The sequence below is a fragment of the Marinobacter sp. MBR-99 genome (assembly GCF_040547575.1).
In the GTDB taxonomy this organism is placed as follows: Bacteria; Pseudomonadota; Gammaproteobacteria; order Pseudomonadales; family Oleiphilaceae; genus Marinobacter.
The window spans coordinates 134513-157053 of sequence record NZ_JBEPPY010000009.1 but is presented as its reverse complement, the minus strand read 5'-3'; the positions used below and the strand labels follow the sequence as shown (position 1 = coordinate 157053).

The window sequence follows — 22541 nt, the reverse complement described above, 5'->3', positions numbered from 1 at the left end:
GTTGGGTTCTGTGGGCGTGGGTCGCGATTTGTATCGGGCCCAGGTTCAGGCTCAGACGGGCAAGCGCAGCGCCCCAGGGAGAGTCTGGTTCAGCCTGCCAGGCCTTAAGATGCAGTGACTGTATGGCCTCTGGGTGGTCACACAGCAGGCTGAGCTGGCTGCCGGTGAGCGCACCGGGGCCTTATACTGCACACCGGTCAACCAGGGCCCTCAATACGCGCTGTTTGCAGCCTTCGGCGGGGCCGGGTTGCCGATTTCGCCAGCAGCGGTAGTGGGGCGATAGCACCGTCTGTTCAAACCAGCTCAGTGATGGCAGGCGCGTGGCCAGCTGGTTTACCGCCGACGCGCGAGTGATGACGGGCACGGCAGACACCTGCTCCGGAACAATCAGTCGATGGCCTTTGGCGGCGGCGGAAAGCCAGACCATGAGCGCCGGGGCGATCAACACCGGAATCGCCACCGGCAGGGCCCAGGGTGTCAGGTTCGGGCTGTGCCACTGGATCAGGGCCAATATACTGGCACAAACCAACGCGGCCCAGGCAAAGCGCCAATGCGCTCCGGCCAGCGTGCCCGCCCCGGTTCGATTCTGACCCTGCCAACGCAGGCTGCGGTTGAGGATGGCGCCGCCCACATGGCCACTGTGGGCGATCATCCGGATGGGAGCCAACAGAAGTGATACCAGGGTTTCGATAACCGTGCTGGCCGCGATCCGCCACTGGCCGCCAAACAACCTCTGCCGCCCCGCCAGTCTCTGGTCCATCAGCGCCAGAAAGCGGGGGCCCAGGAGGGTTGTTACGGTAAGTCCGATCAGGCAGGCGCCGGCGAGGTTCGAGCCTGCGGACGATACCCCGATCAGCCCGGGCAGGGGCTGGCTGCCCGGCGGTTCGGCCATGGCGATGTAGCCGGACAAGCCAAGAAACGCCAACCACAGGGGTGAGGCCAAATAAGACAGAATGCCGGTGAGCAAAGCCAGGCGATGGGAAAGGCGCAGCTTGGTCATCGTCAGCAGGGGCGCGAGGTGCTGCAGGTTGCCCCGGCACCAGCGACGGTCGCGAATAAGGTCGTCTTTGAGAGTGGGCGGTGTTTCCTCATAGCTACCCGCGATTGCGGGTTCCAGCCACACCTCGAAACCGGCACGGCCCATCAGCGCAGACTCAAGGTAGTCATGGCTTAACACCGGGCCACGAAACAGCCCCCAGCCCCGCAATCGTCGCAACCCGCAGTAGGCCATAAAGGGTGATACCCTGATAATGGCATTGTGGCCCCAGTAATTGGCATCGCCCAACTGGATAGCTGCCAGGCCGGCACTGTGGATTCGACCGTAGCACCGGTTGGCAAACTGTTGCAGCCGCGCAAAGCGGGTGTCCGCCCGTGCCAGCCTCGGTGCGGTCTGGATAATGCCGGCCTGGGGCCGCTGTTCCATCAACTGAACCAGCCTTTCAATGGCGGAGGCGGTGAGCAGGCTGTCGGCGTCCAGTACAACCATGTAACGGTAGCGGGCACCCCATCGGCGAAGAAAGTCAGCGATATTGCCGCTTTTGAAGTTCAGGTTCACTCTGCGGCGGCGGTAAAAAAGCCGGTTGCCGGCAGCCATACCGGCGCTCAGCTCGGCACAGGCTGCCTGCTCCTCTAGCCAGACCTCCGGGTCCTGGCTGTCGGATAAGACAAAAACATCGACCTTGTTTCGCCAGCCCTTGTCTTCGAGGTCCTTATAGACAGCCTGAAGATTCCCGAGAGAGCGTTGTACCGGTTCGTGACACACCGGCATCACCAGCGCCAGCCGCCCGTCGAAGGGCTGAGTGCCCGGCTCGTCGGACAACTGTCGGCTAAGACTGAGGGGATCGCCTCCACGCCTGAGCATCACAAAGCCGAACACGGCGGTCCAGAACCCCAGGCCTATCCAGGTAAAAAGAATGGCGAAAAGGCTGACCAGCAAGATCGCCGGCCACCCTGCATGGGCCAGGGACAGGCTGTGGGAAAGCAGCCAAACGCCGAGAAACGTTTGCCCCAGCACCAGAAGGGCGAGCAGACTACGCCGTCGGTAGGCGACCGGTTGCCAACGGAGTTCAGTCACCCTGGTACCCGATCCGGCCCCGGGATAGCTTGGGCGGGGTAGCCTGGTGTTGGTCAGGGTCGAGGCCGAGAGAACGCTGTATGGCAGGCAGAACATGACTCAGCTTTGCACTGCCCGTCTCGTAACGTTGCCGATCAACCAGGTCTTGCAGGTGGGAAACCGCGACGGGGCCGGTGCCGTGCTTTGCGGCGCGCAGATACAGCAACGCTCGTTGATGGTTGGTGTCTGTCAGATCCACGGTTGTCTCCCGGCTTGTAACGGCACGGAAACATACGGAAGTGCTCCGGTATTCAGACCACTTTATGACGCGTCATCAAGATACTGGTCTTTGAGCTTAACGTAATTGGCTGCGGTGTATTTGAAGAACGTGCGTTCCTTGTCTGACAGTGCCCGGGCCTGCTTGCACGGCGAACCCACGTACAGGTAGCCGGATTCCAACCGCTTGCCCGGTGGAACCAGGGTGCCGGCCCCGATAATCACTTCGTCTTCCACGATGGCACCGTCCATAACGGTGCAGCCCATGCCCACCAGCACCCGGCTGCCAATGGTACAGCCATGCAAAAGGGCTTTATGGCCAACGGTCACGTCATCACCGATGATCAGCGGCCAGCCGCCGGGGTTGAAATCACTGGCGTGGGTGATGTGCAGAACCGAGCCATCCTGGATGCTGCAGCGGTCGCCGATGCGGATTTTGTGCATGTCGCCACGGATGACGGTCATGGGCCAGACCGAGCAGTCCTCACCCATCTGGACGTCGCCGATGACCACGGCGCTATCGTCTACCCAGGTCCGTTCACCAAATTGTGGTGTGATACCCTTGTGAGTTCGTACATTTGCCATTACATATACCTCAATGCTGTCCAAATACGGTGCAAGGCGCCGGTGGGGGATGGCTTTCAGAAACACGCTCCTTCGGCACATCCATGTGGCGCTTGGGCTCCGCCATCCATGGCTCCGCACAGTTTCTGAAAGCCATCCCCCACCGGCACCCCGTAGCTTGGTGCAAGCTATCTTATTCACGAACAGCTGAGAAGGGGACTTATGAATAACCCGCTTTTGACAGATGACTTGTTGCCAAAGTTCGGTCATATCCGCACCGAACACATGGAGACAGCCATTGACCAGATTCTCAGCGAGAATCGAATGAAAATCGCCGAGCTGTCCCAGCAGGAAGATCCTGCCTGGGACACCCTGGCCCAGCCGATGCAGGCGCTGGAGAACAAACTCAGCAACGCCTGGTCAGTGATTTCACACCTGAACGGCGTGATGAACAACGATGACCTGCGCAAGGTTTACAAGAACTGCCTGGAAAAGCTGACGGAATACAGCACCGAAGTCAGTCAGAACGGTGCCCTGTGTGAGGCCTACAAGAAACTGGCCGCAAGGGATGACTTCAAAGATCTGAGCGAACCCCAGCGCAAGTCTATCGAGAACGTGCTGAGGGATTTCCGCCTGGGCGGGGTCGACTTGCCGGAGGACAAGAAGAAGCGCTACGCCGACCTGTCCCGGGAGCTGGCGGAGCTGTCCAACAAGTTCAGTGATAACGTGCTGGATGCCACTCAGCACTGGTTCAAGCAGATTACCGACGTGGACGAGCTGTCCGGCCTGCCGGAAACCGCCATTGAGGGCGCCAGGCAGGCGGCGCGGCAGAAGGATCTGGATGGCTATGTGATCACCCTGGATTTCCCCAGCTTTTACCCGGTGATGACCTACTGCAACAACCGGGAACTGCGCCGGGAGGTGTACGAGGCGTTTGTGACCCGTGCCTCAGACCAGGGCCCGGATGCGGCTACCTGGGACAACACGCCGGTAATGGCGGAAATTCTCAAGCGTCGACATGCCCTGGCTCAGTTGCTGGGTTTTGATAACTACGCCGAGCGTTCCCTGGCCACCAAGATGGCCCGGAGTGTCGACGAGGTGCTGGAATTCCTGAACCAGCTGGCAGCCAAGTCCAAGCCCCAGGCGGAGAAGGAGTTTGCCGAGCTGAAGTCATTTGTGAAAGATGAATACGGTGTGGACGACCTGCAGGCCTGGGACATCGGCTACTACAGCGAAAAGCTGCGCCAGAAGCAGTACGATATCTCCCCGGAAACCCTGCGCCCCTGGTTCCCTGTGAATAAAGTGGTGCCAGGCCTGTTCCGGGTGGCGGAGAAGCTGTTTGATATTCAGATTCAGGAGCACTCAGAAGTAGAAACCTGGCACGACGACGCCAAGGCCTATTGCATCAGCCGCAATGGCCAGCCCATTGCCTGGTTCTACTTCGACCTGTTTGCCCGCCAGGGCAAGCGTGGCGGAGCCTGGATGGCCGACTGCCGGGTACGCTGGCGCAACCTGCGGGGCACGTTGCAGTTGCCGGTAGCATTCCTGACCTGCAACTTCACTCCGCCGGTGGATGGCAAACCGTCGCTGCTGACCCACGACGAAGTCACCACCCTGTTCCACGAGTTCGGCCACGGCCTGCACCACATGCTCACCCAAGTGGAAGTGATGGACGTATCCGGCATCAACGGCGTGGCCTGGGATGCCGTCGAACTGCCGAGCCAGTTCCTGGAAAACTGGTGCTGGAACCCGGAATCCCTGGCCCTGATTGCCAGCCATCACGAAACCGGCGAGCCGCTGCCGCAAGACCTGCTGCAGAAGCTGCTGGCAGCCAAGAACTTCCAGTCTGGCATGGGCATGGTGCGCCAGCTCGAGTTCTCGCTGTTCGACTTCCGCCTGCACGCGGAATTCACCGACGTGGCCCCCACCAACCCGCTGGATATGCACCGCAAAGTGCGGGAAGAAATCGCCGTGGTCCAGGCGCCGGAGTTCAACCGGTTCCCCAACGGCTTCTCCCACATCTTTGCAGGTGGCTACGCCGCGGGCTATTACAGCTACAAGTGGGCGGAAGTGCTGGCCGCCGATGCCTTCTCCCTGTTTGAGGAAAAAGGCATTTTCGACCCGGAAACCGGCCAGGCCTTCCTGCACAACATCCTTGAAAAAGGGGGTTCCCAAGAGCCCATGGAACTGTTCAAAGCCTTCCGCGGCCGCGAACCGCAGGTGGATGCCCTGCTGAAACAAACCGGCATCACGGGCGAAGCTGCCTGATACAATCCACCCCGGTTGTCGTATCGGCAACCGGGTGTGTGTTACTGGAGTAGAGTGATGGCAAGTCTGAAACGCTTCATCGCCGGCGCTGTGTGCCCCCGCTGTGCGGAGATGGACAAGATCACGATGTTCACCACCGAGGCCGGCGACCAGGTTCGCGAGTGTGTGGCCTGTGGCTATACCGATGCCCTGTCAGAGCAGCCGCAGCCGGAGGCTCCGGAGATTGAAACACGGGTGAACAAGAAGGCCAATACCGATGACCATACGGTGAAGCAGGTGGTGTTTTTCAAGGCTGGCTCTGAGGATTGACCTTGTTTTGGAGTTTGGCCTTGTAGCCTGCTCGTTTGGAGATGGTCGGGGTTCGGGAGAGGGTTCCAAAACGGAAAACGGTGGTTTTCCTGATTGTTTTGGAACCCTCTCCCGAACCCGTTTTATCTGGCTGTTTCAGAACCGCTTTGGTGTTTGCCGTCCCGGAAGTTGATGGTGAACAGGGCTCGTTTTATCTTTTCCCGCGATTCCCGTAAAGATCAACGTTTTGGGGTTGGTGGGGGTGTCAAAACCATCAGGAAAACCACTGTTTTCCGTTTTGACACCCCCACCAACCCCAAAACCACCCCCCTATAACGGAAGGCTACCAAAAAGGCGACGATCACCAAAGATCGATCAAAGCACCATAGCCGCCAACCACCCAAAGGCCAGCAGCGGCAGGTTGTAGTGCAGGAACGTCGGCACCACGGTATCCCAGATGTGGTTGTGCTGGCCGTCCACGTTCAGGCCGGCAGTGGGCCCGAGGGTGGAATCAGACGCGGGTGAACCCGCATCACCCAGAGCACCGGCGGTGCCGACCAGGGCCACGATGGCCAGTGGGCTGAAGCCCAGTTGCAGGGCCAGCGGCACATACAAGGCCGCAATGATGGGAATGGTGGAGAACGACGAACCAATACCCATGGTAATCAGCAGGCCCACCACCAGCATCAGCAGCGCTGCCAGCGCCTTGTTATCACCAATCGCGGCCACCGAGCCCTCCACCAGGCTGGCGATCTCGCCGGTTTCCCGCATGACCTCGGCAAAGCCGTTGGCGGCAATCATGATGAAGCCGATCATCGCCAGCATCTTCATGCCTTCGGTGAACAGGTCATCCGCTTCCTTCCACTTCACCACACCGGAAATGTTGAACAGCACGAAGCCCGCCAGGGCGCCCAGGATCATGGAGCCCAGCCAGAGCTGCACCACAAAGGCCACCGCGATAGCCACCAGCGCCATCACCAGGGTTTTCGGACTGTATTTCACGTCCACCCGCTCGGTGCGTTCGATGAGTTTCATGTCGTAGCTCCGGCCGCCCCGGTAGCTGAAGAACACGGCAATCAGCAGGCCGATGAACATACCCAGGGCCGGCAGGGCCATGGCGGACATCACGTTCAGCTCGCTGGCATCCACGCCGTTGTCACCGACATTGGCCAGCAGGATCTCATTCAGGTAAATACCGCCAAAACCTACAGGCAGGAACATGTACGGGGTGATCAGGCCGAAGGTGAGCACGCAAGCCACCAGACGGCGGTCCATGTTCAGCTTGGCCATCACGTACAGCAGTGGTGGAACCACGAGGGGAATGAAGGCGATGTGGATCGGCAGGATGTTCTGGGACGAGATGGCGATGGCCAGAAGCAGGCCGATGATCATGAAACGAATGCCGGTGGCGGCGCCGCCCTCCTCCTGGCGGCCAACGATGGCCAGGGCTTTGTCGGCTAAGGCGTGGGCCAGGCCGGACTTGCCGATGGCCACGGCGAAGGCGCCCAGGGTGGCGTAAGACAGTGCCACGGTGGCACCGCCACCCAGGCCGGTGTTGAAGGCATTGATGGTGGTTTCCAGAGACATTCCTGCCACCAGGCCACCGGAAATGGCACCAATGATCAGGGCGACGACAACGTGGATGCGGCACAAGCTCAGCACGAGCATGATCAGTACCGCGGCAACAACGGCATTCATGGCAAACTCCGGGTAGGAATTGAGGTTTTACCGGCGCCTTATGAGCGCCGGCAGCACGAAAAGTGCGCTAATGTGCAGGAAATGGCCGCGGCAGTCAAAGTGGTTATGTAACGATCATTCGGTGTCCAGGCGGGCGAATCTGGGCACCTGTTCACCGGCCAGTTCCACGGTTTCCCGGAACATCGCCAGGGGCCTTACCCAGAGGCTGTAGTCACCGTAAAGGCAGCGGTAAACCACCAGGGGCTCCTCGGTTTCGCTGTGCCGGGCAACGCCAATGACTTCGTAATCCTTGCCTTTGTAGTGGCGGTAACGGCCGGGGGTGATTGGGTGTTTTTTGTCGAACATGCCTTCCTCTCAGGTGGTAACCGGGGATTACCCCTTAATTTCGGCGGACTCCCGCGCCTGTTGCGACTACACTTAACTCAGACGCTGGGGTTTGGATCTGTGGCTGAGCAGCCGATCCCCAGTGTAGTTCAAGACTCCAAAGCCGGGAATAACAGACAAGAATGAATGGCCCATTTCCCCGCACTGTATGCCTGCTTCTTTGCCTGTTGCTGTGCATTGCCAGCGTTCAGGTGCGCGCAGAGCCCGTGGGGTTTCACTGGCTTGAGGTGCCCGAGGATAACCTGAACCTTACCCAAGTTCAGCTGTTGCCCGACAGCCAATGGCAGTACAACAGTGCTGGCAACGTACTGAACCAGGGCTTCAGCAATGGTGCTTTCTGGCTGAGGGTGCCGGTTGCACCGGAGCCCACCAACCGAGTGCTGGAGATCGCCTATCCGCTGCTGGATGAGGTGTCTGTGTACTGGGAACGGGATGGTCAGATTGTGGAGTCCCACCTCACAGGCGACACCCGGCCGTTCAATTCCCGCCCGATCATTCATCGCAACTTCGTGTTTCTGGTGCCTTCCAATACTGAGCCGGTGGTTGCTTGGTTGCGAATAAAAACTCAGGGCTCGGTTCAGATTCCGGTTGCCATCACGCCATCGGCGACGTTTCTGGCCAACGAACAGTTCTCCTACGGCTGGCAGGCGATGTTTTTGGGCATTGTCGTGGCCCTGTCGCTTTATAACCTGTTTCTGTTTGTCATCGTTCGCCATACCACCTACCTGTGGTATGTGCTGACGGTGGTGTCCACCGGTATGATTCAGCTCAACTTCAATGGGCTGCTGTTTCAATGGTTCTGGCCTGATCTCCCAGGGCTCAATCGGTATTTCACCGTGCCGGTGATCAGCTTTGCCATGTTTTGCGCGGTGATGTTCACCATCAAGTTTCTGGCAGTCCGCCAATACAGTCTGGTCAGCTATCGGATATTGCAGGGCCTGATGGCGGCTTGTGCTTTTACCTTCCTTTATGGCCTGCTGGGGCCCTATCAAAGCGGGATTGCTCTGGTCAGCGGAATTGCGGCTTTTGCCACGCCTGCCGCCTGGCTCATCGGCTTGTATGTCTGGCGCCAGGGGCAGGTGTTGGCGGGTTTCTACGTGTTGGCCTGGACGCCGTTGCTGGTGGGCCATCTGGTGTTGGCGGTCAGCAAGCTGGGCTGGATGCCGACCAGCCCGGTGACCGAGCTGATCCCGCAGGCTGGCGTGGCGATTGAGGTTATCCTGTTGTCGTTTGCCCTGGCCTACCGGATCAACCTGGAACGTCGTCGCCGGCAAGAAGCTCAGGAGCATGCTCTGAAGGTTCAGCAGCAGGCCAACCTGACACTGGAGGCCCGGGTACGTGAGCGCACGGAAGAACTGGAACGGGCCAACGAGCAGCTTCGCGCAATCAGTCTGACAGACGGCCTGACCCACGTGGCAAACCGTCGCCGGTTTGATGACAAACTGGAGATTGAGTGGGGGAGAGCCCTGCGACACGAGCATGAGTTGAGCCTGCTGTTGCTGGACATCGACCACTTCAAGCGGGTGAACGATGAGCTGGGCCATCTGGCCGGTGACGACTGCCTGGTGGCGCTGGCGGATGTGTTGCAGGCGGAAGTTCAGCGCTCGGGTGATCTGGTCGCCCGTTATGGCGGGGAGGAATTTGCGATTCTGCTGCCCGCCACCGGCGGCGATGGCGCGCGTTCGGTGGCGGAGCGTATCCGCAATGCTGTCGCCCAGGCCCCGATGGTTACCGGTGAGCATGCCGAACCCGTGGCATTGACCATCAGCGTTGGTGTGGCGACCATGCTGCCGTCCCGGGACGGCAACAGTCAGGAGTTGATTCGCCGTGCTGACGAGGCGCTATATTGCGCCAAGGCAGAGGGTCGGAACCGGGTGGAGGTGTGGCAACCAAAAGTCCCTGCCCCCACCGCTGATTGAGCGTCAGTTTTTCAGCTTGTACTTGCCTGGCCCCAGGAAGATGACGGCAAAGGCGATGAACAGGAAGAAGCCCTGGAGCTCCAGTGCCCAGCCGCCGTTGCTGCTCAAACTCAACAACTGATGTCCGTGCACGAGGGCGATGGCGACGATCATATTGAAGACAATAATCAGTGCCCCTATCCGGGTCTGGTAGCCCAGTATCACCATCAGCGGTGCAATGACCTCTCCGATGTAAACCCCGTAGGCAAAAATGGTAGGCAGGCCGTGGGCTGCCAACTGTCCTTCGATGAAGCCAATGCCGTTAAACAGTTTCGCGATGCCATGAAACAGCAGCAGGCCGCCCAGGGTGAGCCGGACAATCAGTTTTCCCAAATCGGCGTTTTCAAGCACAGCGTGGTCTCCAGATGAATGAATGAAAAGCGGAAGGATACAGGGTTTCTGGCCGGGAATTCAGTGACCGGTTTGTAGCAGACTGAAATGATCGCTCAAAGCGCGGGACCGAGATTAAAGCGGATATGGTTCCGCTCCAGAAGGTTTTCCCAGTAGTGTCGCATCCAGTCCCAGGCCCGATTGTTAACCTGGTCGATGAATGGGTCCAGATCGAGATCATAGTAATCCGGCGTGCCGGCGATCTGCAGAACCGTGACAGTGATGGAATCGTCCAGCTCGTTGGCAAAGGGTTCGCCAATCAGCTCGTGAGCCAGCAGGTTGGCTCGGGTAGCCTCCAGATCAATCAGCTCACCGGCCCGGATTGAGCGGTTGTTATCGTGCATCTCTTCCATCAGCCGATGGCACAGGTACGCCCGGATCAAAAGGCCGTCCAGGCCGTCGTATTGAACCAGCAGCACGGAAGGCTGGGTGAAATATCGGGTTGCGGCGTCCACAAACGGCTGGAACAGCTCGGACTTGCCGGCTTCCCGCGCGCAGGCATCAACACACTCGATCAGTCGCGGCGCCATTTCGATGTACTCTACGGCAAACTGGAACAGGGAAGTGGCCGGCCGGTAGCCGTCCACCACGATCGCTGTGGGTAGTTGGGCGGCTTTCTCCTTCATTTGCCGGAGAAATGCGCCGGAGCGGGCTTCCTTTCGCCTTGCCTGGTCAATGATGTCGAGAACAGCCTTTGGTGTCATTTCAGGAGATGCCAATGTATGAACAATTTGAGGTCGCAAGGCGTTCCCCCTGGTCATGGAGTACACGGGCAAAGGCTGCCAATGCTCAAACATAAACGCCCCCGCCGTTTCTGATCAGTGTAGCCAAGATTTCAGGCTCTGCTCCGGTTGTGACACAAGTTAACCTTTGGCGGGCAAGGCACGGCTCACAGTCAGTGCTGGCTGAACCATCTGTCCCGGCGGGTATAACGCCAGCAGAGCCAGCCCATACTGGCCGCCCTTGCCAGCATCAGGGCGATCAGTGACAGCCAGAGCCCATGGTTGCCCCACCCGGTGCTCAGCCACCAGACCGGCAGGAATACGCCGAGGGCAGAAAACAGCATGGTGTTCTGCATCTCCCGGGTGCGGGTTGCACCAATGAAGATGCCGTCCAGCAGAAAGCCCCAAACTGAGGCCAGCGGCAGCAGCCATAGCCAGGGCAGATATTGCCAGGCGGTGCTGCGGACCTCTTCCAGGCCAGTGAGAAGGCTGATAAGCCACTGCCCTCCGAACACAAAGGCAACGGTCAATATCAGCGACCCCCACAAAGACCAGCGCAGCGCGCTGCGGAACGCCAGGCGAAAACGGCGCCGGCTGCCCTTGCCAACGGCTTCCCCGATCAGCGCCTCGGCGGCATTGGCGAACCCGTCCAGGGCATTGGAAATCACCAGTAGAAAGGTAATCAGAACGGCATTGGCGGCCAAAATCACATCCCCCTGGCGGGCACCCTGGGCAGTAAAGAACGCCAGCACCAGCAATAGGGCAATCGTTCTGACCATGATGTAACGATTCACCCGAAGTATGATCAGATAGTCAGACAGCTGGCCCACCAGAGCCCGGGTGAGTTTCTGCCCGTCGGGCATCCGGCGCAACACGATGGCGAACCCGATGAACGCTGCGCCATACTCCGCAATCACAGTGGCCAGTGCCACGCCCCGGCTGTTCCAGCCCAGAACCGTCACGAAGAACACATCCAGCACGATGTTGATGCCGTTGGCGATGATCAGCATGATCATCGGCCCCCTGGGAAACTGGGTGCCGATCAGCCAACCCACCAGGGTGTACTGACACAGCACCGCCGGCGCACTCCATATCCGGATAGACGCGTATTCTGCCGCCAGTTCGGCGACCGCCGGGCTCGGGTTCATCAGGGTCAGACCCAGGCTGATCAGCGGCTTGTGGAACAGGATCAGCAACAGGCCTATGGCCACAGCCAGAAATATCGAGCGTAACAGCAGCGCTACCTGGGCGAAGGAATCCCGTTTGCCCCAGGCCTGTGCCGCCAGACCGGTGGTACCCATGCGCATAAAGCCGAATGTCCAATACAGAATACTGAACAGGTTGGCGCCGACGGCCACGGCTCCAAGGTATTCCGGACTGTCCAGGTGGCCCAGCACCGCAGTGTCCACCAGGCCGAGCAGTGGCACGGTCAGATTGGTCAGCATCAGCGGCCAGGCCAGCGCCCACAAGCGTTGGTCGGTGCCGGTCAGGAAAGGTCTCTTATGTGTTCTGGTTCTCAAAATTATGTGCTTATCCGTTTTGGATTTAAGGATTTTTTAGCCTTTTCTTGATCTGTGTCTATACTCGATCCTGATGTATCCATAAGCAGGCTTTCACTCTGAGGCCATCCGGTGTTGCGAGCGCCGGGGTGTGTCGCAGGGGGATGACGCAAAATCCGACAAGAATAACACTCTGTGGAGACACAGTATGCGCGTGCATGCCAAGCGGGCAGTAGCCCTAGCCGCTGGTCTGTTGTTGCCGGTCACTGTCATGGCTGACTGGACCATGAACATGTCACCCGGGGTGACCAGCACCAGTAACCAGATTTTCAGCCTTCATATGACCATTCTCTGGATCTGTGTCGCCATCGGCGTCGTGGTTTTCGGGGTTATGTTCTGGTCGATCTTTGCCCACCGTAAATCCCGGGGTGCCAAACCGGCGAACTTCCATGAGAACACCGTGGTGGAAGTACTCTGGACGATTATCCCGCTGGCCATCCTGGTCGCCATGGCGATTCCCGCTACCGCGACCCTGGTCGAGATGTATGACACAACCGAGTCTGACGTTGACATCAAGATTACCGGTTACCAGTGGCGGTGGCAGTATGAATATATTGACGACGATTTCAGTTTTTTCTCCAACATGTCCACGCCGCGCGAGCAGATCCGCAATCGTCAGGCCAAGGGTGAACATTACCTGCTGGAGGTCGATAACCCGCTGGTGATCCCGGTCGGCAAGAAAGTTCGTTTCCTGCTCACCGCCAACGATGTCATTCACTCCTGGTGGGTGCCGGCATTTGGTGTGAAGAAGGATGCGATTCCCGGCTTTATCAACGAAACCTGGACTCGGGTTGATGTGCCCGGCACCTACCGTGGCCAGTGCACCGAGCTCTGTGGCAAGGACCATGGCTTTATGCCGGTGGTCGTCCGGGCGGTGCCTGAAGAGGAATACAACGAGTGGGTGGCCGAGCAGAGAGAAATGGCCGAAATGGAGCGCCAGTTGACTGAAAAGGACTGGACCCTCGAAGAATTGATGGTGCGTGGTGAGCGGGCGTATTTAACCGCCTGTGCAAGCTGCCACCAGGCGGACGGTACCGGCTTGCCTCCCGCTTTCCCGGCACTGAAGGGTAGCCAGATGGCGCTGCAGGACATGCCGGCGCATATCGAGATTGTGGTGAATGGCTCGCCTGGCACTGCCATGCAGGCCTTCGGCAACCAGTTGAGCGAGGTCGACCTGGCCGCAGTAATTACCTACGAGCGCAACGCCTGGGGTAACAACACCGGTGAAATGGTCACGCCCAAAGAAATTTATGATTACAAGAACCAACAGTAATCAACGCCAGATAACAACAATCACCAGCCATAACAAACGGCGGTAACGGGGGTTTTCATGAGTGCGGTTGCAGATACCCACACCCAGGACCATCATCATGGCCCGGCCAAAGGCATTAGCCGCTGGCTGTTGACCACAAATCATAAAGACATCGGGTCGATGTACCTGATCTTCAGTTTCGCCATGTTCCTGCTGGGTGGCAGCATGGCGATGGTTATTCGGGCCGAGCTGTTCCAGCCCGGCCTGCAGATAGTCGAGCCGGAATTCTTTAACCAGATGACCACCATGCACGGCCTGATCATGGTGTTTGGTGCGGTTATGCCGGCCTTCGTCGGCCTGGCCAACTGGATGTTGCCGCTGATGGTCGGTGCGCCTGACATGGCCCTGCCGCGGATGAACAACTGGAGCTTCTGGCTGCTGCCCTGTGCCTTCCTGATTCTGGTCTCTACCCTGTTCATGCAGGGTGGTGCTCCGGACTTCGGCTGGACCTTCTACGCACCGTTGTCGACGACCTACGGGCCGCCGAGTACCACCTTCTTTATTTTTGCGGTGCACATCATGGGTGTGTCGTCGATCATGGGGGCCATCAACGTGGTTGCCACCATACTGAACATGCGGGCACCTGGCATGACCCTGATGAAAATGCCGCTGTTCGTGTGGACCTGGCTGATTACTGCCTTCCTGCTGATCGCCGTCATGCCGGTACTGGCTGGTGTGGTCACCATGATGCTGATGGACATTCACTTCGGGACCAGCTTCTTTGACGCTTCCGGTGGTGGCGACCCGGTGCTGTTCCAGCACGTGTTCTGGTTCTTCGGGCACCCTGAGGTGTACATCATGATCCTGCCGGCGTTCGGGGCCATCTCACATATTGTATCGGCGTTCTCCCGCAAGCCACTGTTCGGCTACGCCTCCATGGTGTACGCGGTGGGCGCGATCGCCATCATGTCGTTCATGGTCTGGGCGCACCATATGTTCACTGTGGGCATGCCATTGGCGGGCCAGTTGTTCTTCATGTACGCCACCATGCTGATTGCGGTGCCGACCGGGGTGAAAGTGTTCAACTGGGTGACCACCATGTTCCGGGGTTCCCTGAGTTTTGAGGCGCCGATGCTGTTCTCGGTGGCCTTCATCATCCTGTTTACCATTGGTGGGTTCTCCGGCCTGATGCTGGCCATCGCGCCGGCGGACTTCCAGTACCACGACACCTACTTTGTGGTGGCCCATTTCCACTACGTACTGGTGCCGGGTGCCATCTTCGGCATCTTTGCCTCTGCCTATTTTTGGCTGCCCAAGTGGACCGGCCATATGTATGACGAAACCCTGGCCAAGACGCACTTCTGGTTGTCGTTCATCGGTATGAATCTGGCTTTCTTCCCCATGCATTTCCTGGGGCTGGCGGGCATGCCGCGTCGGATTCCGGATTACGCTCTGCAGTTCACCGATTTCAACATGATCTCCAGTATCGGGGCGTTCATGTTTGGAGCGACCCAGTTGTTGTTCCTGTTCATCGTGGTCAAATGCGTGAAGGGCGGAAAGAAAGCGCCAGCCAAGCCCTGGGATGGTGCTGAAGGTCTGGAGTGGACTGTGCCGTCACCAGCGCCTTACCACACTTTCTCCACTCCACCGGAAGTGAAATAACCGGGAGGCTGCACCATGTCTGAGCAAACAGGTGAGAAAACGCCAGAGCGTAAAAGCAATGCGAAGGTGATTGGCTGGTGCCTGTCAGGGGTGGTGGGCATGTTCGCCTTCGGGTTTGCACTGGTGCCGTTGTATGAGGTGTTCTGTGAGATCACCGGTATCAACGGCAAAACCGGAGGGCGGTATGAAGCCAGTGCCACCCAGCAGGTGGATGAGAACCGGACCGTGACGGTTCAGTTCCTGGCCAGTAACGGCCCCGGCATGACCTGGAAATTCCGTCCGGTGGTTCGAAGTGTTCAGGTGCACCCGGGGGAATCGGTAACCATCAATTACTATGCCGAGAATCCGACCGATCAGCCCATGGTTGGCCAGGCGGTGCCCAGCCTGGCCCCCTCCGAAGGCACGCTGTTTTTCCACAAGACCGAGTGTTTCTGCTTTAACCAGCAACCGCTGGAAGCAGGAGAAAGTGTGGAGATGCCGCTGGTCTTCATTGTTGACCGGGACTTGCCGGAGCACATTACCAAACTGACCTTGTCATACACCTTGTACGATCAGGGCAAGCAGGCGGAAGTTTCAAAGTCCGACCGGGCGCAGACAACAACTAACAATAACGGCTAAGCCATCGGAGACAGTTATGGCGGATAACCAGACCTATTACGTTCCCGAACAGAGCAAATGGCCCATCGTTGCCACTGTCGGGTTGGGGGTGACCCTGTACGGGGTGGCCTCGATCATGGTCAATGGCAAACAGGGTGAGAGCACCACCGGCTCCTGGATCATGTTCATGGTAGGCGCCCTGATCATGGCGTACATGCTGTTTGGCTGGTTTGGCGCGGTCATCCGTGAGAGCCGGGCCGGTCTGTATAGCCCCCAGATGGACCGTTCGTTCCGCTGGGGGATGAGCTGGTTTATCTTTTCGGAAGTGATGTTCTTTGCAGCCTTCTTCGGCGCGTTGTTCTACGTGCGGGTGTTTGTCGTGCCCTGGTTGGGTGGTGAGGGTGACAAAGGCAGTAGCAACATGCTCTGGGAGGGCTTCCAGGCCAGTTGGCCGCTGGTGAACAATCCGGACCCGCAAGCCTATCCGGGCCCCACGGAGGTCATCGGCCCTTGGGGATTGCCCCTGATCAATACCATCCTGCTGGTAACGTCATCCTTTACCGTTACCATTGCGCATCACGCCATGAAAGCGGATGACCGGGCAAAGATCAAACTCTGGTTGACGGCGACCATCGCGCTGGCGGTGGTATTCATGTTCGTGCAGTCCTATGAATACCTGCACGCCTATCGTGATCTGGACCTGACCCTGCAATCCGGGATCTACGGCAGTACCTTCTTCATGCTCACCGGTTTTCACGGTGCCCATGTATTCCTGGGTACCCTGATGTTGGTGATCATGCTGATCCGTATCAACAAGGGGCACTTCACCGCCGATAACCATTTTGGTTTCGAGGCTGCCGCCTGGTACTGGCACTTTGTGGATGTGGTCTGGCTGGGATTGTTTGTGTTCGTTTATGTCATCTGACAAAAACGATGATCATCAGGGGACCGGGGTCGGGTTCAGTATCAGATCCCCGGTCCACAGGGAGGTCAGGACGACGGCCAGCAGCAATACGCTCAACGCTACCCGCACTGCCAGGGAATTCACCACCCGGCTGGTTTTGCCACCGTCGCGGATCAGGAAAAACAGCCCGCTGAACAGGCTGACCATGACCGCCAGCAGCAGTATGACGATAAGAAGCTTAAGCATGGGGTTTCCCTGTTGTTGAATGATTATATGGGCAGTGTCCCCGGCAACAGATGGGCACCTGGTATCACTATAGCAAAGCATGGGTAGGTACGGTTGATGAATCGCCGATGGCAGTTTGACTGGCGATTGCTGATGTTCAGTGGGCTGTTGTTACCTGTGCTAATGAGCCTCGGCATTTGGCAACTCAACCGGGCTGAAGAGAAGCAGGTGTTGTTGGCTGCGTGGCAGCAACAGGCCAGCCAGGCTGATTGGCGGGAACTCGTCTCGCGCGGGTTAGAGAAAGGGCAGCCGGTTGTTCTGACCGGCTGGTACACCGAATACACCTGGCTGCTGGATAATCGAACCCGCGATGGCGTGCCTGGATACGAGGTATTGACCTTGTTTACCCCCGTAGAGGGTCCCTCTGTGGTTATAAACCGTGGCTGGGTTCGCGGCCCCCGTACCCGGGATCAATTGCCGGAAATCGACACTCCCGACGGATTGTTTACCCTGGAGGGGCGGCTGGATGATTATCCGGTTCCGCCGGTGCTGGCTGAGGAAACCGGCCCTGCCGGTGGCTGGCCAAGACGGGTACAGGCATTGCCTGTGACCACCGTTGAAGACACAGTGGCTGGTCCGGCCGGGATGGTGCTAAAGCTCTCAGACACCGAGCAGCCGGGTGCTTACCGCGCTGATCATGCACCGGATGTAATGGGCCCACAGACCCACTACGGATATGCTGTGCAATGGTTTGCGCTTGCCGCAGCACTGACTATATTGACGTTAGTGGCGAGTTATAAAAAAAATGAAAGAATCCGAAAGACAGGAGCCGATAATGACAACGACAACGGCTGATTCCGTGACCGGGCAGGATCCCCTCAGCCCGGAACAGGTTCGTCGTGGCAGGCGCACCGCCCTGCTGCTGTTTGCGGTGGGTTTCGGGCCGATGATTCTGGCCACCATCATGTTTTATACCGGCTGGTTGAATCCGGTTGGTCATACCAACGAAGGCGAGCTCCTGATGCCGCCAGTGCCGGTGCAGGCACTGAATCTGGAAACCACTGGCGGCGTGCCGCTGCAACAGAGATTTGGCGTTGATCAGGTCGACCCTAACTGGCTCATGCTGGTGGTGTCCGGAACCTGTGGCAGCGATTGCGAGGAACTGCTGTACCTGGCTCGTCAGGTCAATATCGCCCTGGGCAAGAACGCTCCCCGGGTTAGCCGTGCGGCCGCTCTGGGTTCGGTGCCCGCAGGGCTTGAACAACGCTGGCAGGCAGAGTACAGCTCCATGGAGCGGCTGCGGCCTGTCCCTGGCACCGTACCGGCGTGGCCCGCTGGCGTATCACCCGAGACAGCTCCCCGGATTCTGCTGATCGATCCGTTTGGTAACGTGATGATGCATTACGGCACCGAGCACACTGGCAAGCAAATGCTCAAAGACCTCAAGCATCTGCTGAAGCTGTCCCAGATTGGCTGACCAGGGAGAACCAAACGTGACGCAACAGTTTTCCCCGGAGCAATCTGCGCAAACGGTAAAAAAAATGGCCCGCTGGTCGACTTTTGCCTGCCTGCTGGCGGTGGTGGTGATCATGCTCGGCGCCTGGACCCGCCTGGTGGATGCCGGGCTGGGTTGCCCTGACTGGCCGGGGTGCTACGGTTTCCTGACGGTGCCCCAAAGTGAAACCCGCATTGCCATCGCCAATGCCCGTTTCCCCGAGACGCCGGTGGACGTGTCCAAGGGCTGGCCTGAGATGATTCATCGATACGCCGCCGGGATACTGGGCCTGGTAGTGTTTGGCCTGGCGGCGACAGCGGTTCGCCATCGCCGTTCAGGAGTGCCCTTCAAGCTACCCCTGTTTATTGCCGCATTCATTATTCTTCAGGGCGCGTTTGGTGCCTGGACGGTCACCCTGAAACTCTGGCCACAGGTGGTTGCCCTGCATTTGCTGGGTGGTTTCACCACGCTCACCCTGTTGTTATTGCTGACACTACGTCTGCGAAAAAGATCCAGGGCCTCAGCCTCTTTGAGCGCCGCATCGCCGGCCCTTACCCGCTTGCGACCCTGGATGTACGGCGGCCTTTTGCTGGTGATCATGCAAATCGCGCTGGGTGCCTGGACCGCAGCTAACTATGCTGCTGTGGCCTGCACCGACCTGCCCACCTGCCAGGGACAATGGTGGCCGGAAGGCATGGACTTCCAGCATGGCTTTGATATTACCCAGCAGGTCGGCCCGAACTATCTGGGTGGACAACTGACGGCGGACGGCCGTGTGGCGATTCATGTTACCCATCGCCTGGGTGCCGTCATTGTGCTGGGCTATTTCCTGGTATTGCTGGCGCTGCTGTGGCGCCATCGGAGTGACAGCGGGCTGGACAGCAGTATTCTGTTGGTTGCGGCGGCGCTTTTGGTGCAAATTGGCCTGGGGCTGGCCAACGTGTGGTTGCACATACCGCTGGCTATTGCTGTCGCACATAATGCCATGGGAGCCGGCTTGTTACTGGCCACAGTGCACCTGATCTGGCAACACCGGCAGTTGCCGCAACCTGAAACATCCCCCGCAATCCAAACAACAACCATAAACCGGGAGGTAACGGCATGAGCGAGCAAGTCAAAGCGCTGCCGGCCGAGGAGCAGGCGAGCTCCCTGAACAAATCCATTTCCTGGCGGGATTACCTGGAGCTGACCAAGCCCCGGGTGGTTGCGCTGATGATCCTCACCTCTGTTATTGGCATGCTGCTGGCGGCGCCCGGCGTGCCCGGCTGGAGTGTTCTGCTGTACGGCAACCTCGGTATTGCCCTGCTGGCAGGGGCGGCAGCTGTTGTGAACCATGTGGTCGACCAGAAAATCGATACCGTGATGGCCCGAACCCGAAAGCGCCCCGTGGCCACCGGACGGATTGCTGCGATTGATGCCTTGTTGTTTGCCACCGTACTGGCAGCCGTGGGCATGATTGTGCTGGTCTGGCAGGTGAATGAACTGACGGCCTGGCTCACCCTGGCGTCACTGGTGGGTTATGCCGGGGTTTACACCCTGTTCCTGAAGCGGGCCACGCCACAGAACATCACCATTGGTGGCCTGGCGGGCGCCATGCCCCCCTTGCTGGGCTGGACCGCCGTTACCGGTCAGGTGGAGGGGCACGCCCTACTGCTGGTACTGATTATCTTCGCCTGGACACCGCCGCACTTCTGGGCCCTGGCCATTCACCGTAAAGAGGAATACGCCAAGGCCGGTATTCCCATGTTGCCGGTAACCCATGGCAACAAGTACACCGAGCTGCACATTCTGCTGTACACCCTGATGCTACTGGCGGTCAGCCTGCTACCCTTTGTCACGGGGATGTCTGGCGGTATATACCTGATCGGTGCGCTGGCACTAGGCTTGAGGTTCCTGCAATACGCTATCCGGTTGCTGAAGGGCGACGACCGGCGGGTGGCGTTGAACACCTTCAAATACTCCATCACTTACCTGATGGCGCTGTTTGTCGTGCTGCTGGTGGATCACTTTGTCTATTTTTAAGTGATTGTTTTCGGGTTTATCAAGTGGAGGCCCCATGGGGCGATCGTTACGCATCACGCTGTTTGTTTTGTTCCTGGTGGTCATGCTGGTGTTCGGCCTGACGGTTGGCCGACAGGTGTTTCTGAAAGGTGCCGGCGATTCGCCGGTGGCGGCGCCGGACCTTAGCCAGTACAACACCTATGTGTATGCACAACCACGACCGCTGACGGAGTTCACCCTCACCAACGAACAGGGTGAAACCGTCACCCGGGAAGACCTGAAGGGCCGTTGGACGTTTGTGTTTGTGGGCTACACCAACTGCCCGGATATCTGCCCGGCGGCCATGGCCAATCTGCGCCAGACCGACAAGCTGCTGTCAGCGGATGTACCGAGACCGGACTACCTGCTGGTCACGGCAGACCCTGAGCATGACACGCCGGAACAACTGAAAGCCTACACCAGCTTCTTCGGTGAAAACTTTCATGGCCTGACCGGCGACCTGGAAACCCTGCGTGAACTGGCCAAGAGTGTCAGCGCGGTGTTTGTTCATCGGGAGGTAGACGGGCAATTGCTGGTGGACCACAGTGGACACTTTGCCTTGCTTAACCCCGAGGGTCAGCTTCAGGCCTTGATCCAGCCGCCCCACAAGCCCCAGGAACTGGCACAGGCCTATCAGCGCATCACCCAGTGGGCAAAGGCCCGCAACCCCGGCTCCTGAACCGGTGGCTCGCCCTGCGGGCCTTCTGATTGGGTTTTATCCTGCCAAAGTCACACTGACAATTAATCGGTAGTGACCTACACTGCGCGGCCGTTTCATTAATCGATACGACCTCCGGGCTGCGCTATGACCAAATCGCACTCTGCTGACCCAAGACAGCTGTTTACCGTTCTGACCGCCGGCGCTTTGGTGCTGCTGGTGGTCCACGGTCTTGGCCGGTTTATTTACACCCCGCTGTTGCCCTACCTGGTGGCCGACGGCCAATTCAGCGCTGCGGATGGCGCGGCCGTCGCCACCTGGAACTATCTTGGGTACCTGATGGGCGCCATGTTGGCCATTCGCTGGCACCGGATCGACCAGATCCGTGTCATGCTGCCGCTGTTCCTCGGCATCCACGTGGTCACCACACTGGTCATAACCCAGACCGACAACCTCACAGTCATATCTGCCAGCCGCTGGCTGAACGGCGTGGCCAACGGCGTGGTGTTCGTGCAGGCACCCGCATTGATACTGGAGTGGCTGGTGTTGCGCAACCGGGCGTCGCTCAGTGGCCTGGTCTATATCGGCGTGGGCATCGGCCTGCTGGTGTCCAGCGGACTGATCACCGGTTCTGCAACGCTGCTTGAAGGCGCCGGGCGCTGGTGGCCTGCGGCGGTGTTGTCGATACCAATAGCCTGGTGGGGCGCCATGCAGCTGCGCAGGCTGGAGGTACCTGTGCGCCAGCACGACGATTCCGGGCAGGCACTTAGCAATACCCCATTACTTGATCGCGCGAGTATTCCATTGTTCCTGTCCTATGCCGGGGCTGGCCTGGGGTACATCCTGCCCATGACCTTCCTGCCGCTTCTGGCCAAGATGACCTTGCCCCAGAGCCACGGGCTACTGGACGGCACCTGGGTGATCGTAGCCCTGTTTACCATTCCTGCACCCTGGCTCTGGAACAAGTTGGGAGCCCTGATGGGGGATCTGCCGGCATTGAGGCTGAATTTCCTGATCCAGCTGGCAGGGGTGCTGGCGGCGGTGGTCTGGCCGGGAGCGGTGGGGTTGGTGCTGTGTGCAGCGCTGGTGGGCAGCACTTTCCTGGGTACGGTGCTGCTGACCCAGCGCATCGGGCGGGCGTTGCATCCCCATCAGGGGCCCCGGTTGTCGGCGGCGATGGTGGCCCTTTACGGTTTCACCCAGATGGTTGGGCCTTGGCTCACCAAACAATGGCTGGATTCTGGCGGTACCCTCGGGTCCGCCTTCGGTATTGGGGTGGCGGCGCTGGCGTTTGGGCTTTTGTTTGCTTTCTTTGTGCCCCGCTCTAGCTGACCACGACGGTTCCGCTGAAAAAAGATAATTTGCTGGGTGAGTTTGACGGCATAAGCGGCTTAACCCAAGTAAGACCATAGTAAACTCTGGAGATATCTATAAAGTTATGCAGGGTGTGGGGGGTGTTTTGATTTTTTGACCGAATAAAGGTGTCTGAGCGAAGCGAGTTCTTTTTCGGCCAAAAAATCAAAACACCCCCCGCGCCACCCCCATAAC

General features: G+C 58.8%; 22 protein-coding genes. 13 read left to right on the top strand and 9 right to left on the bottom strand.

Translation table 11 applies throughout. The features are described 5' to 3' along the window. Nucleotides 1-181: 181 nt before the first annotated feature. The 3 genes from mdoH to ABIE59_RS10000 all read right to left on the bottom strand — a co-directional run bounded on the left by mdoH (nucleotide 182) and on the right by ABIE59_RS10000 (nucleotide 2914). Nucleotides 182-2074: a glucans biosynthesis glucosyltransferase MdoH gene (gene mdoH / locus ABIE59_RS10010; protein WP_354446524.1), complete on the bottom strand. Its 1893-nt coding sequence runs from the start codon at nucleotides 2072-2074 to the stop codon at nucleotides 182-184. Next, nucleotides 2067-2312, bottom strand: a complete 246-nt coding sequence (locus ABIE59_RS10005) for a hypothetical protein (RefSeq protein WP_354446522.1) — start codon at nucleotides 2310-2312, stop codon at nucleotides 2067-2069. The genes mdoH and ABIE59_RS10005 overlap by 8 nt, the downstream gene beginning before the upstream one ends. 62 nt (nucleotides 2313-2374) lie before the next feature. Beyond that, nucleotides 2375-2914, bottom strand: a complete 540-nt coding sequence (locus ABIE59_RS10000) for a gamma carbonic anhydrase family protein (protein WP_354446520.1) — start codon at nucleotides 2912-2914, stop codon at nucleotides 2375-2377. A 201-nt stretch (nucleotides 2915-3115) separates the two neighbouring features. Between ABIE59_RS10000 and prlC the strand changes: the two genes are divergently transcribed. Beyond that, nucleotides 3116-5161 carry an oligopeptidase A gene (gene prlC / locus ABIE59_RS09995; protein WP_354446518.1) on the top strand — a complete coding sequence of 682 codons (2046 nt, stop codon included), beginning with the start codon at nucleotides 3116-3118 and terminating at the stop codon, nucleotides 5159-5161. A gap of 57 nt (nucleotides 5162-5218) precedes the next feature. Continuing rightward, nucleotides 5219-5470 (top strand): YheV family putative zinc ribbon protein, encoded by a 252-nt coding sequence (locus tag ABIE59_RS09990; RefSeq protein WP_354446516.1) that lies wholly within the window; start codon nucleotides 5219-5221, stop codon nucleotides 5468-5470. Nucleotides 5471-5824: 354 nt separating this feature from the next. Here the strand turns inward: ABIE59_RS09990 and ABIE59_RS09985 are convergent, their stop codons facing one another. Together ABIE59_RS09985 and ABIE59_RS09980 are read right to left on the bottom strand one after the other, a co-directional pair. Next, the gene (locus ABIE59_RS09985; protein ID WP_354446514.1) at nucleotides 5825-7147 is read right to left on the bottom strand and encodes a Na+/H+ antiporter family protein; all 1323 of its coding nucleotides are present in this window, start codon (nucleotides 7145-7147) and stop codon (nucleotides 5825-5827) included. A gap of 114 nt (nucleotides 7148-7261) precedes the next feature. Beyond that, entirely contained in the window at nucleotides 7262-7492 is a 231-nt protein-coding gene (locus ABIE59_RS09980; protein ID WP_061331383.1) for a DUF1653 domain-containing protein, read from the bottom strand. Nucleotides 7493-7653: 161 nt separating this feature from the next. On the opposite strand from ABIE59_RS09980, the gene ABIE59_RS09975 reads away from it, so the two are divergent. Beyond that, nucleotides 7654-9450: a sensor domain-containing diguanylate cyclase gene (locus ABIE59_RS09975; protein WP_354446511.1), complete on the top strand. Its 1797-nt coding sequence runs from the start codon at nucleotides 7654-7656 to the stop codon at nucleotides 9448-9450. Nucleotides 9451-9453: 3 nt separating this feature from the next. Here ABIE59_RS09975 and ABIE59_RS09970 read toward each other — a convergent pair whose 3' ends face one another. The 3 genes from ABIE59_RS09970 to ABIE59_RS09960 form a co-directional block, all read right to left on the bottom strand. After that, nucleotides 9454-9840 (bottom strand): DoxX family protein, encoded by a 387-nt coding sequence (locus tag ABIE59_RS09970; protein ID WP_354446509.1) that lies wholly within the window; start codon nucleotides 9838-9840, stop codon nucleotides 9454-9456. 95 nt (nucleotides 9841-9935) lie between these two features. Continuing rightward, on the bottom strand, nucleotides 9936-10583 hold the full coding sequence (locus ABIE59_RS09965) for a hypothetical protein (protein WP_354446507.1): 648 nt from the start codon (nucleotides 10581-10583) through the stop codon (nucleotides 9936-9938). A gap of 191 nt (nucleotides 10584-10774) precedes the next feature. After that, nucleotides 10775-12046, bottom strand: a complete 1272-nt coding sequence (locus tag ABIE59_RS09960) for an MATE family efflux transporter (protein WP_354446568.1) — start codon at nucleotides 12044-12046, stop codon at nucleotides 10775-10777. A 262-nt stretch (nucleotides 12047-12308) separates the two neighbouring features. On the opposite strand from ABIE59_RS09960, the gene coxB reads away from it, so the two are divergent. Genes coxB through ABIE59_RS09940 form a run of 4 tightly spaced genes read left to right on the top strand, consistent with a single transcriptional unit; the run spans nucleotide 12309 to nucleotide 16596 of the window. Next, complete coding sequence (coxB, locus tag ABIE59_RS09955; protein ID WP_354446505.1) at nucleotides 12309-13433, top strand: cytochrome c oxidase subunit II; 1125 nt, start codon at nucleotides 12309-12311, stop codon at nucleotides 13431-13433. 57 nt (nucleotides 13434-13490) lie between these two features. Continuing rightward, nucleotides 13491-15074: a cytochrome c oxidase subunit I gene (ctaD, locus tag ABIE59_RS09950; RefSeq protein WP_354446503.1), complete on the top strand. Its 1584-nt coding sequence runs from the start codon at nucleotides 13491-13493 to the stop codon at nucleotides 15072-15074. A 15-nt stretch (nucleotides 15075-15089) separates the two neighbouring features. Continuing rightward, nucleotides 15090-15692, top strand: coding sequence for a cytochrome c oxidase assembly protein (locus tag ABIE59_RS09945; protein WP_354446501.1), 603 nt, complete (start codon nucleotides 15090-15092; stop codon nucleotides 15690-15692). A 16-nt stretch (nucleotides 15693-15708) separates the two neighbouring features. Further along, complete coding sequence (locus tag ABIE59_RS09940; protein ID WP_354446499.1) at nucleotides 15709-16596, top strand: cytochrome c oxidase subunit 3; 888 nt, start codon at nucleotides 15709-15711, stop codon at nucleotides 16594-16596. Nucleotides 16597-16611: 15 nt separating this feature from the next. On the opposite strand, the gene ABIE59_RS09935 is transcribed toward ABIE59_RS09940, so the two are convergent. After that, nucleotides 16612-16821 carry a twin transmembrane helix small protein gene (locus ABIE59_RS09935; protein WP_354446497.1) on the bottom strand — a complete coding sequence of 70 codons (210 nt, stop codon included), beginning with the start codon at nucleotides 16819-16821 and terminating at the stop codon, nucleotides 16612-16614. 96 nt (nucleotides 16822-16917) lie between these two features. Here ABIE59_RS09935 and ABIE59_RS09930 point away from each other — a divergent pair, with 96 nt between their 5' ends. The 6 genes from ABIE59_RS09930 (at nucleotide 16918) to ABIE59_RS09905 (ending at nucleotide 22325) form a co-directional block, all read left to right on the top strand. Next, the gene (locus ABIE59_RS09930; RefSeq protein WP_354446495.1) at nucleotides 16918-17655 is read left to right on the top strand and encodes an SURF1 family protein; all 738 of its coding nucleotides are present in this window, start codon (nucleotides 16918-16920) and stop codon (nucleotides 17653-17655) included. Beyond that, nucleotides 17636-18277: a redox-active disulfide-containing membrane protein gene (locus ABIE59_RS09925; RefSeq protein WP_354446493.1), complete on the top strand. Its 642-nt coding sequence runs from the start codon at nucleotides 17636-17638 to the stop codon at nucleotides 18275-18277. The genes ABIE59_RS09930 and ABIE59_RS09925 overlap by 20 nt, the downstream gene beginning before the upstream one ends. A 64-nt stretch (nucleotides 18278-18341) precedes the next feature. Next, complete coding sequence (locus ABIE59_RS09920; RefSeq protein WP_354446566.1) at nucleotides 18342-19400, top strand: COX15/CtaA family protein; 1059 nt, start codon at nucleotides 18342-18344, stop codon at nucleotides 19398-19400. Continuing rightward, complete coding sequence (cyoE, locus tag ABIE59_RS09915) at nucleotides 19397-20317, top strand: heme o synthase (RefSeq protein ID WP_354446491.1); 921 nt, start codon at nucleotides 19397-19399, stop codon at nucleotides 20315-20317. The genes ABIE59_RS09920 and cyoE overlap by 4 nt, the downstream gene beginning before the upstream one ends. 34 nt (nucleotides 20318-20351) lie before the next feature. Further along, nucleotides 20352-21014 (top strand): SCO family protein, encoded by a 663-nt coding sequence (locus ABIE59_RS09910; protein WP_354446489.1) that lies wholly within the window; start codon nucleotides 20352-20354, stop codon nucleotides 21012-21014. A 126-nt stretch (nucleotides 21015-21140) separates the two neighbouring features. Then, nucleotides 21141-22325: a YbfB/YjiJ family MFS transporter gene (locus ABIE59_RS09905; protein ID WP_354446487.1), complete on the top strand. Its 1185-nt coding sequence runs from the start codon at nucleotides 21141-21143 to the stop codon at nucleotides 22323-22325. The last annotated feature ends 216 nt before the right edge of the window (nucleotides 22326-22541 follow it).

What these genes read in the sequence shown, in the direction of transcription:
- ABIE59_RS10000 (WP_354446520.1), bottom strand. Translation starts at nt 2,914, where the DNA reads ATGGCAAATGTACGAACTCACAAGGGTATCACACCACAATTTGGTGAA.
- prlC (WP_354446518.1), top strand. Translation starts at nt 3,116, where the DNA reads ATGAATAACCCGCTTTTGACAGATGACTTGTTGCCAAAGTTCGGTCAT.
- ABIE59_RS09990 (WP_354446516.1), top strand. Translation starts at nt 5,219, where the DNA reads ATGGCAAGTCTGAAACGCTTCATCGCCGGCGCTGTGTGCCCCCGCTGT.
- ABIE59_RS09985 (WP_354446514.1), bottom strand. Translation starts at nt 7,147, where the DNA reads ATGAATGCCGTTGTTGCCGCGGTACTGATCATGCTCGTGCTGAGCTTG.
- ABIE59_RS09980 (WP_061331383.1), bottom strand. Translation starts at nt 7,492, where the DNA reads ATGTTCGACAAAAAACACCCAATCACCCCCGGCCGTTACCGCCACTAC.
- ABIE59_RS09975 (WP_354446511.1), top strand. Translation starts at nt 7,654, where the DNA reads ATGAATGGCCCATTTCCCCGCACTGTATGCCTGCTTCTTTGCCTGTTG.
- ABIE59_RS09965 (WP_354446507.1), bottom strand. Translation starts at nt 10,583, where the DNA reads ATGACACCAAAGGCTGTTCTCGACATCATTGACCAGGCAAGGCGAAAG.
- ABIE59_RS09960 (WP_354446568.1), bottom strand. Translation starts at nt 12,046, where the DNA reads ATGCTGACCAATCTGACCGTGCCACTGCTCGGCCTGGTGGACACTGCG.
- coxB (WP_354446505.1), top strand. Translation starts at nt 12,309, where the DNA reads ATGCGCGTGCATGCCAAGCGGGCAGTAGCCCTAGCCGCTGGTCTGTTG.
- ctaD (WP_354446503.1), top strand. Translation starts at nt 13,491, where the DNA reads ATGAGTGCGGTTGCAGATACCCACACCCAGGACCATCATCATGGCCCG.
- ABIE59_RS09945 (WP_354446501.1), top strand. Translation starts at nt 15,090, where the DNA reads ATGTCTGAGCAAACAGGTGAGAAAACGCCAGAGCGTAAAAGCAATGCG.
- ABIE59_RS09940 (WP_354446499.1), top strand. Translation starts at nt 15,709, where the DNA reads ATGGCGGATAACCAGACCTATTACGTTCCCGAACAGAGCAAATGGCCC.
- ABIE59_RS09935 (WP_354446497.1), bottom strand. Translation starts at nt 16,821, where the DNA reads ATGCTTAAGCTTCTTATCGTCATACTGCTGCTGGCGGTCATGGTCAGC.
- ABIE59_RS09930 (WP_354446495.1), top strand. Translation starts at nt 16,918, where the DNA reads ATGAATCGCCGATGGCAGTTTGACTGGCGATTGCTGATGTTCAGTGGG.
- ABIE59_RS09925 (WP_354446493.1), top strand. Translation starts at nt 17,636, where the DNA reads ATGACAACGACAACGGCTGATTCCGTGACCGGGCAGGATCCCCTCAGC.
- ABIE59_RS09920 (WP_354446566.1), top strand. Translation starts at nt 18,342, where the DNA reads ATGGCCCGCTGGTCGACTTTTGCCTGCCTGCTGGCGGTGGTGGTGATC.
- cyoE (WP_354446491.1), top strand. Translation starts at nt 19,397, where the DNA reads ATGAGCGAGCAAGTCAAAGCGCTGCCGGCCGAGGAGCAGGCGAGCTCC.
- ABIE59_RS09910 (WP_354446489.1), top strand. Translation starts at nt 20,352, where the DNA reads ATGGGGCGATCGTTACGCATCACGCTGTTTGTTTTGTTCCTGGTGGTC.
- ABIE59_RS09905 (WP_354446487.1), top strand. Translation starts at nt 21,141, where the DNA reads ATGACCAAATCGCACTCTGCTGACCCAAGACAGCTGTTTACCGTTCTG.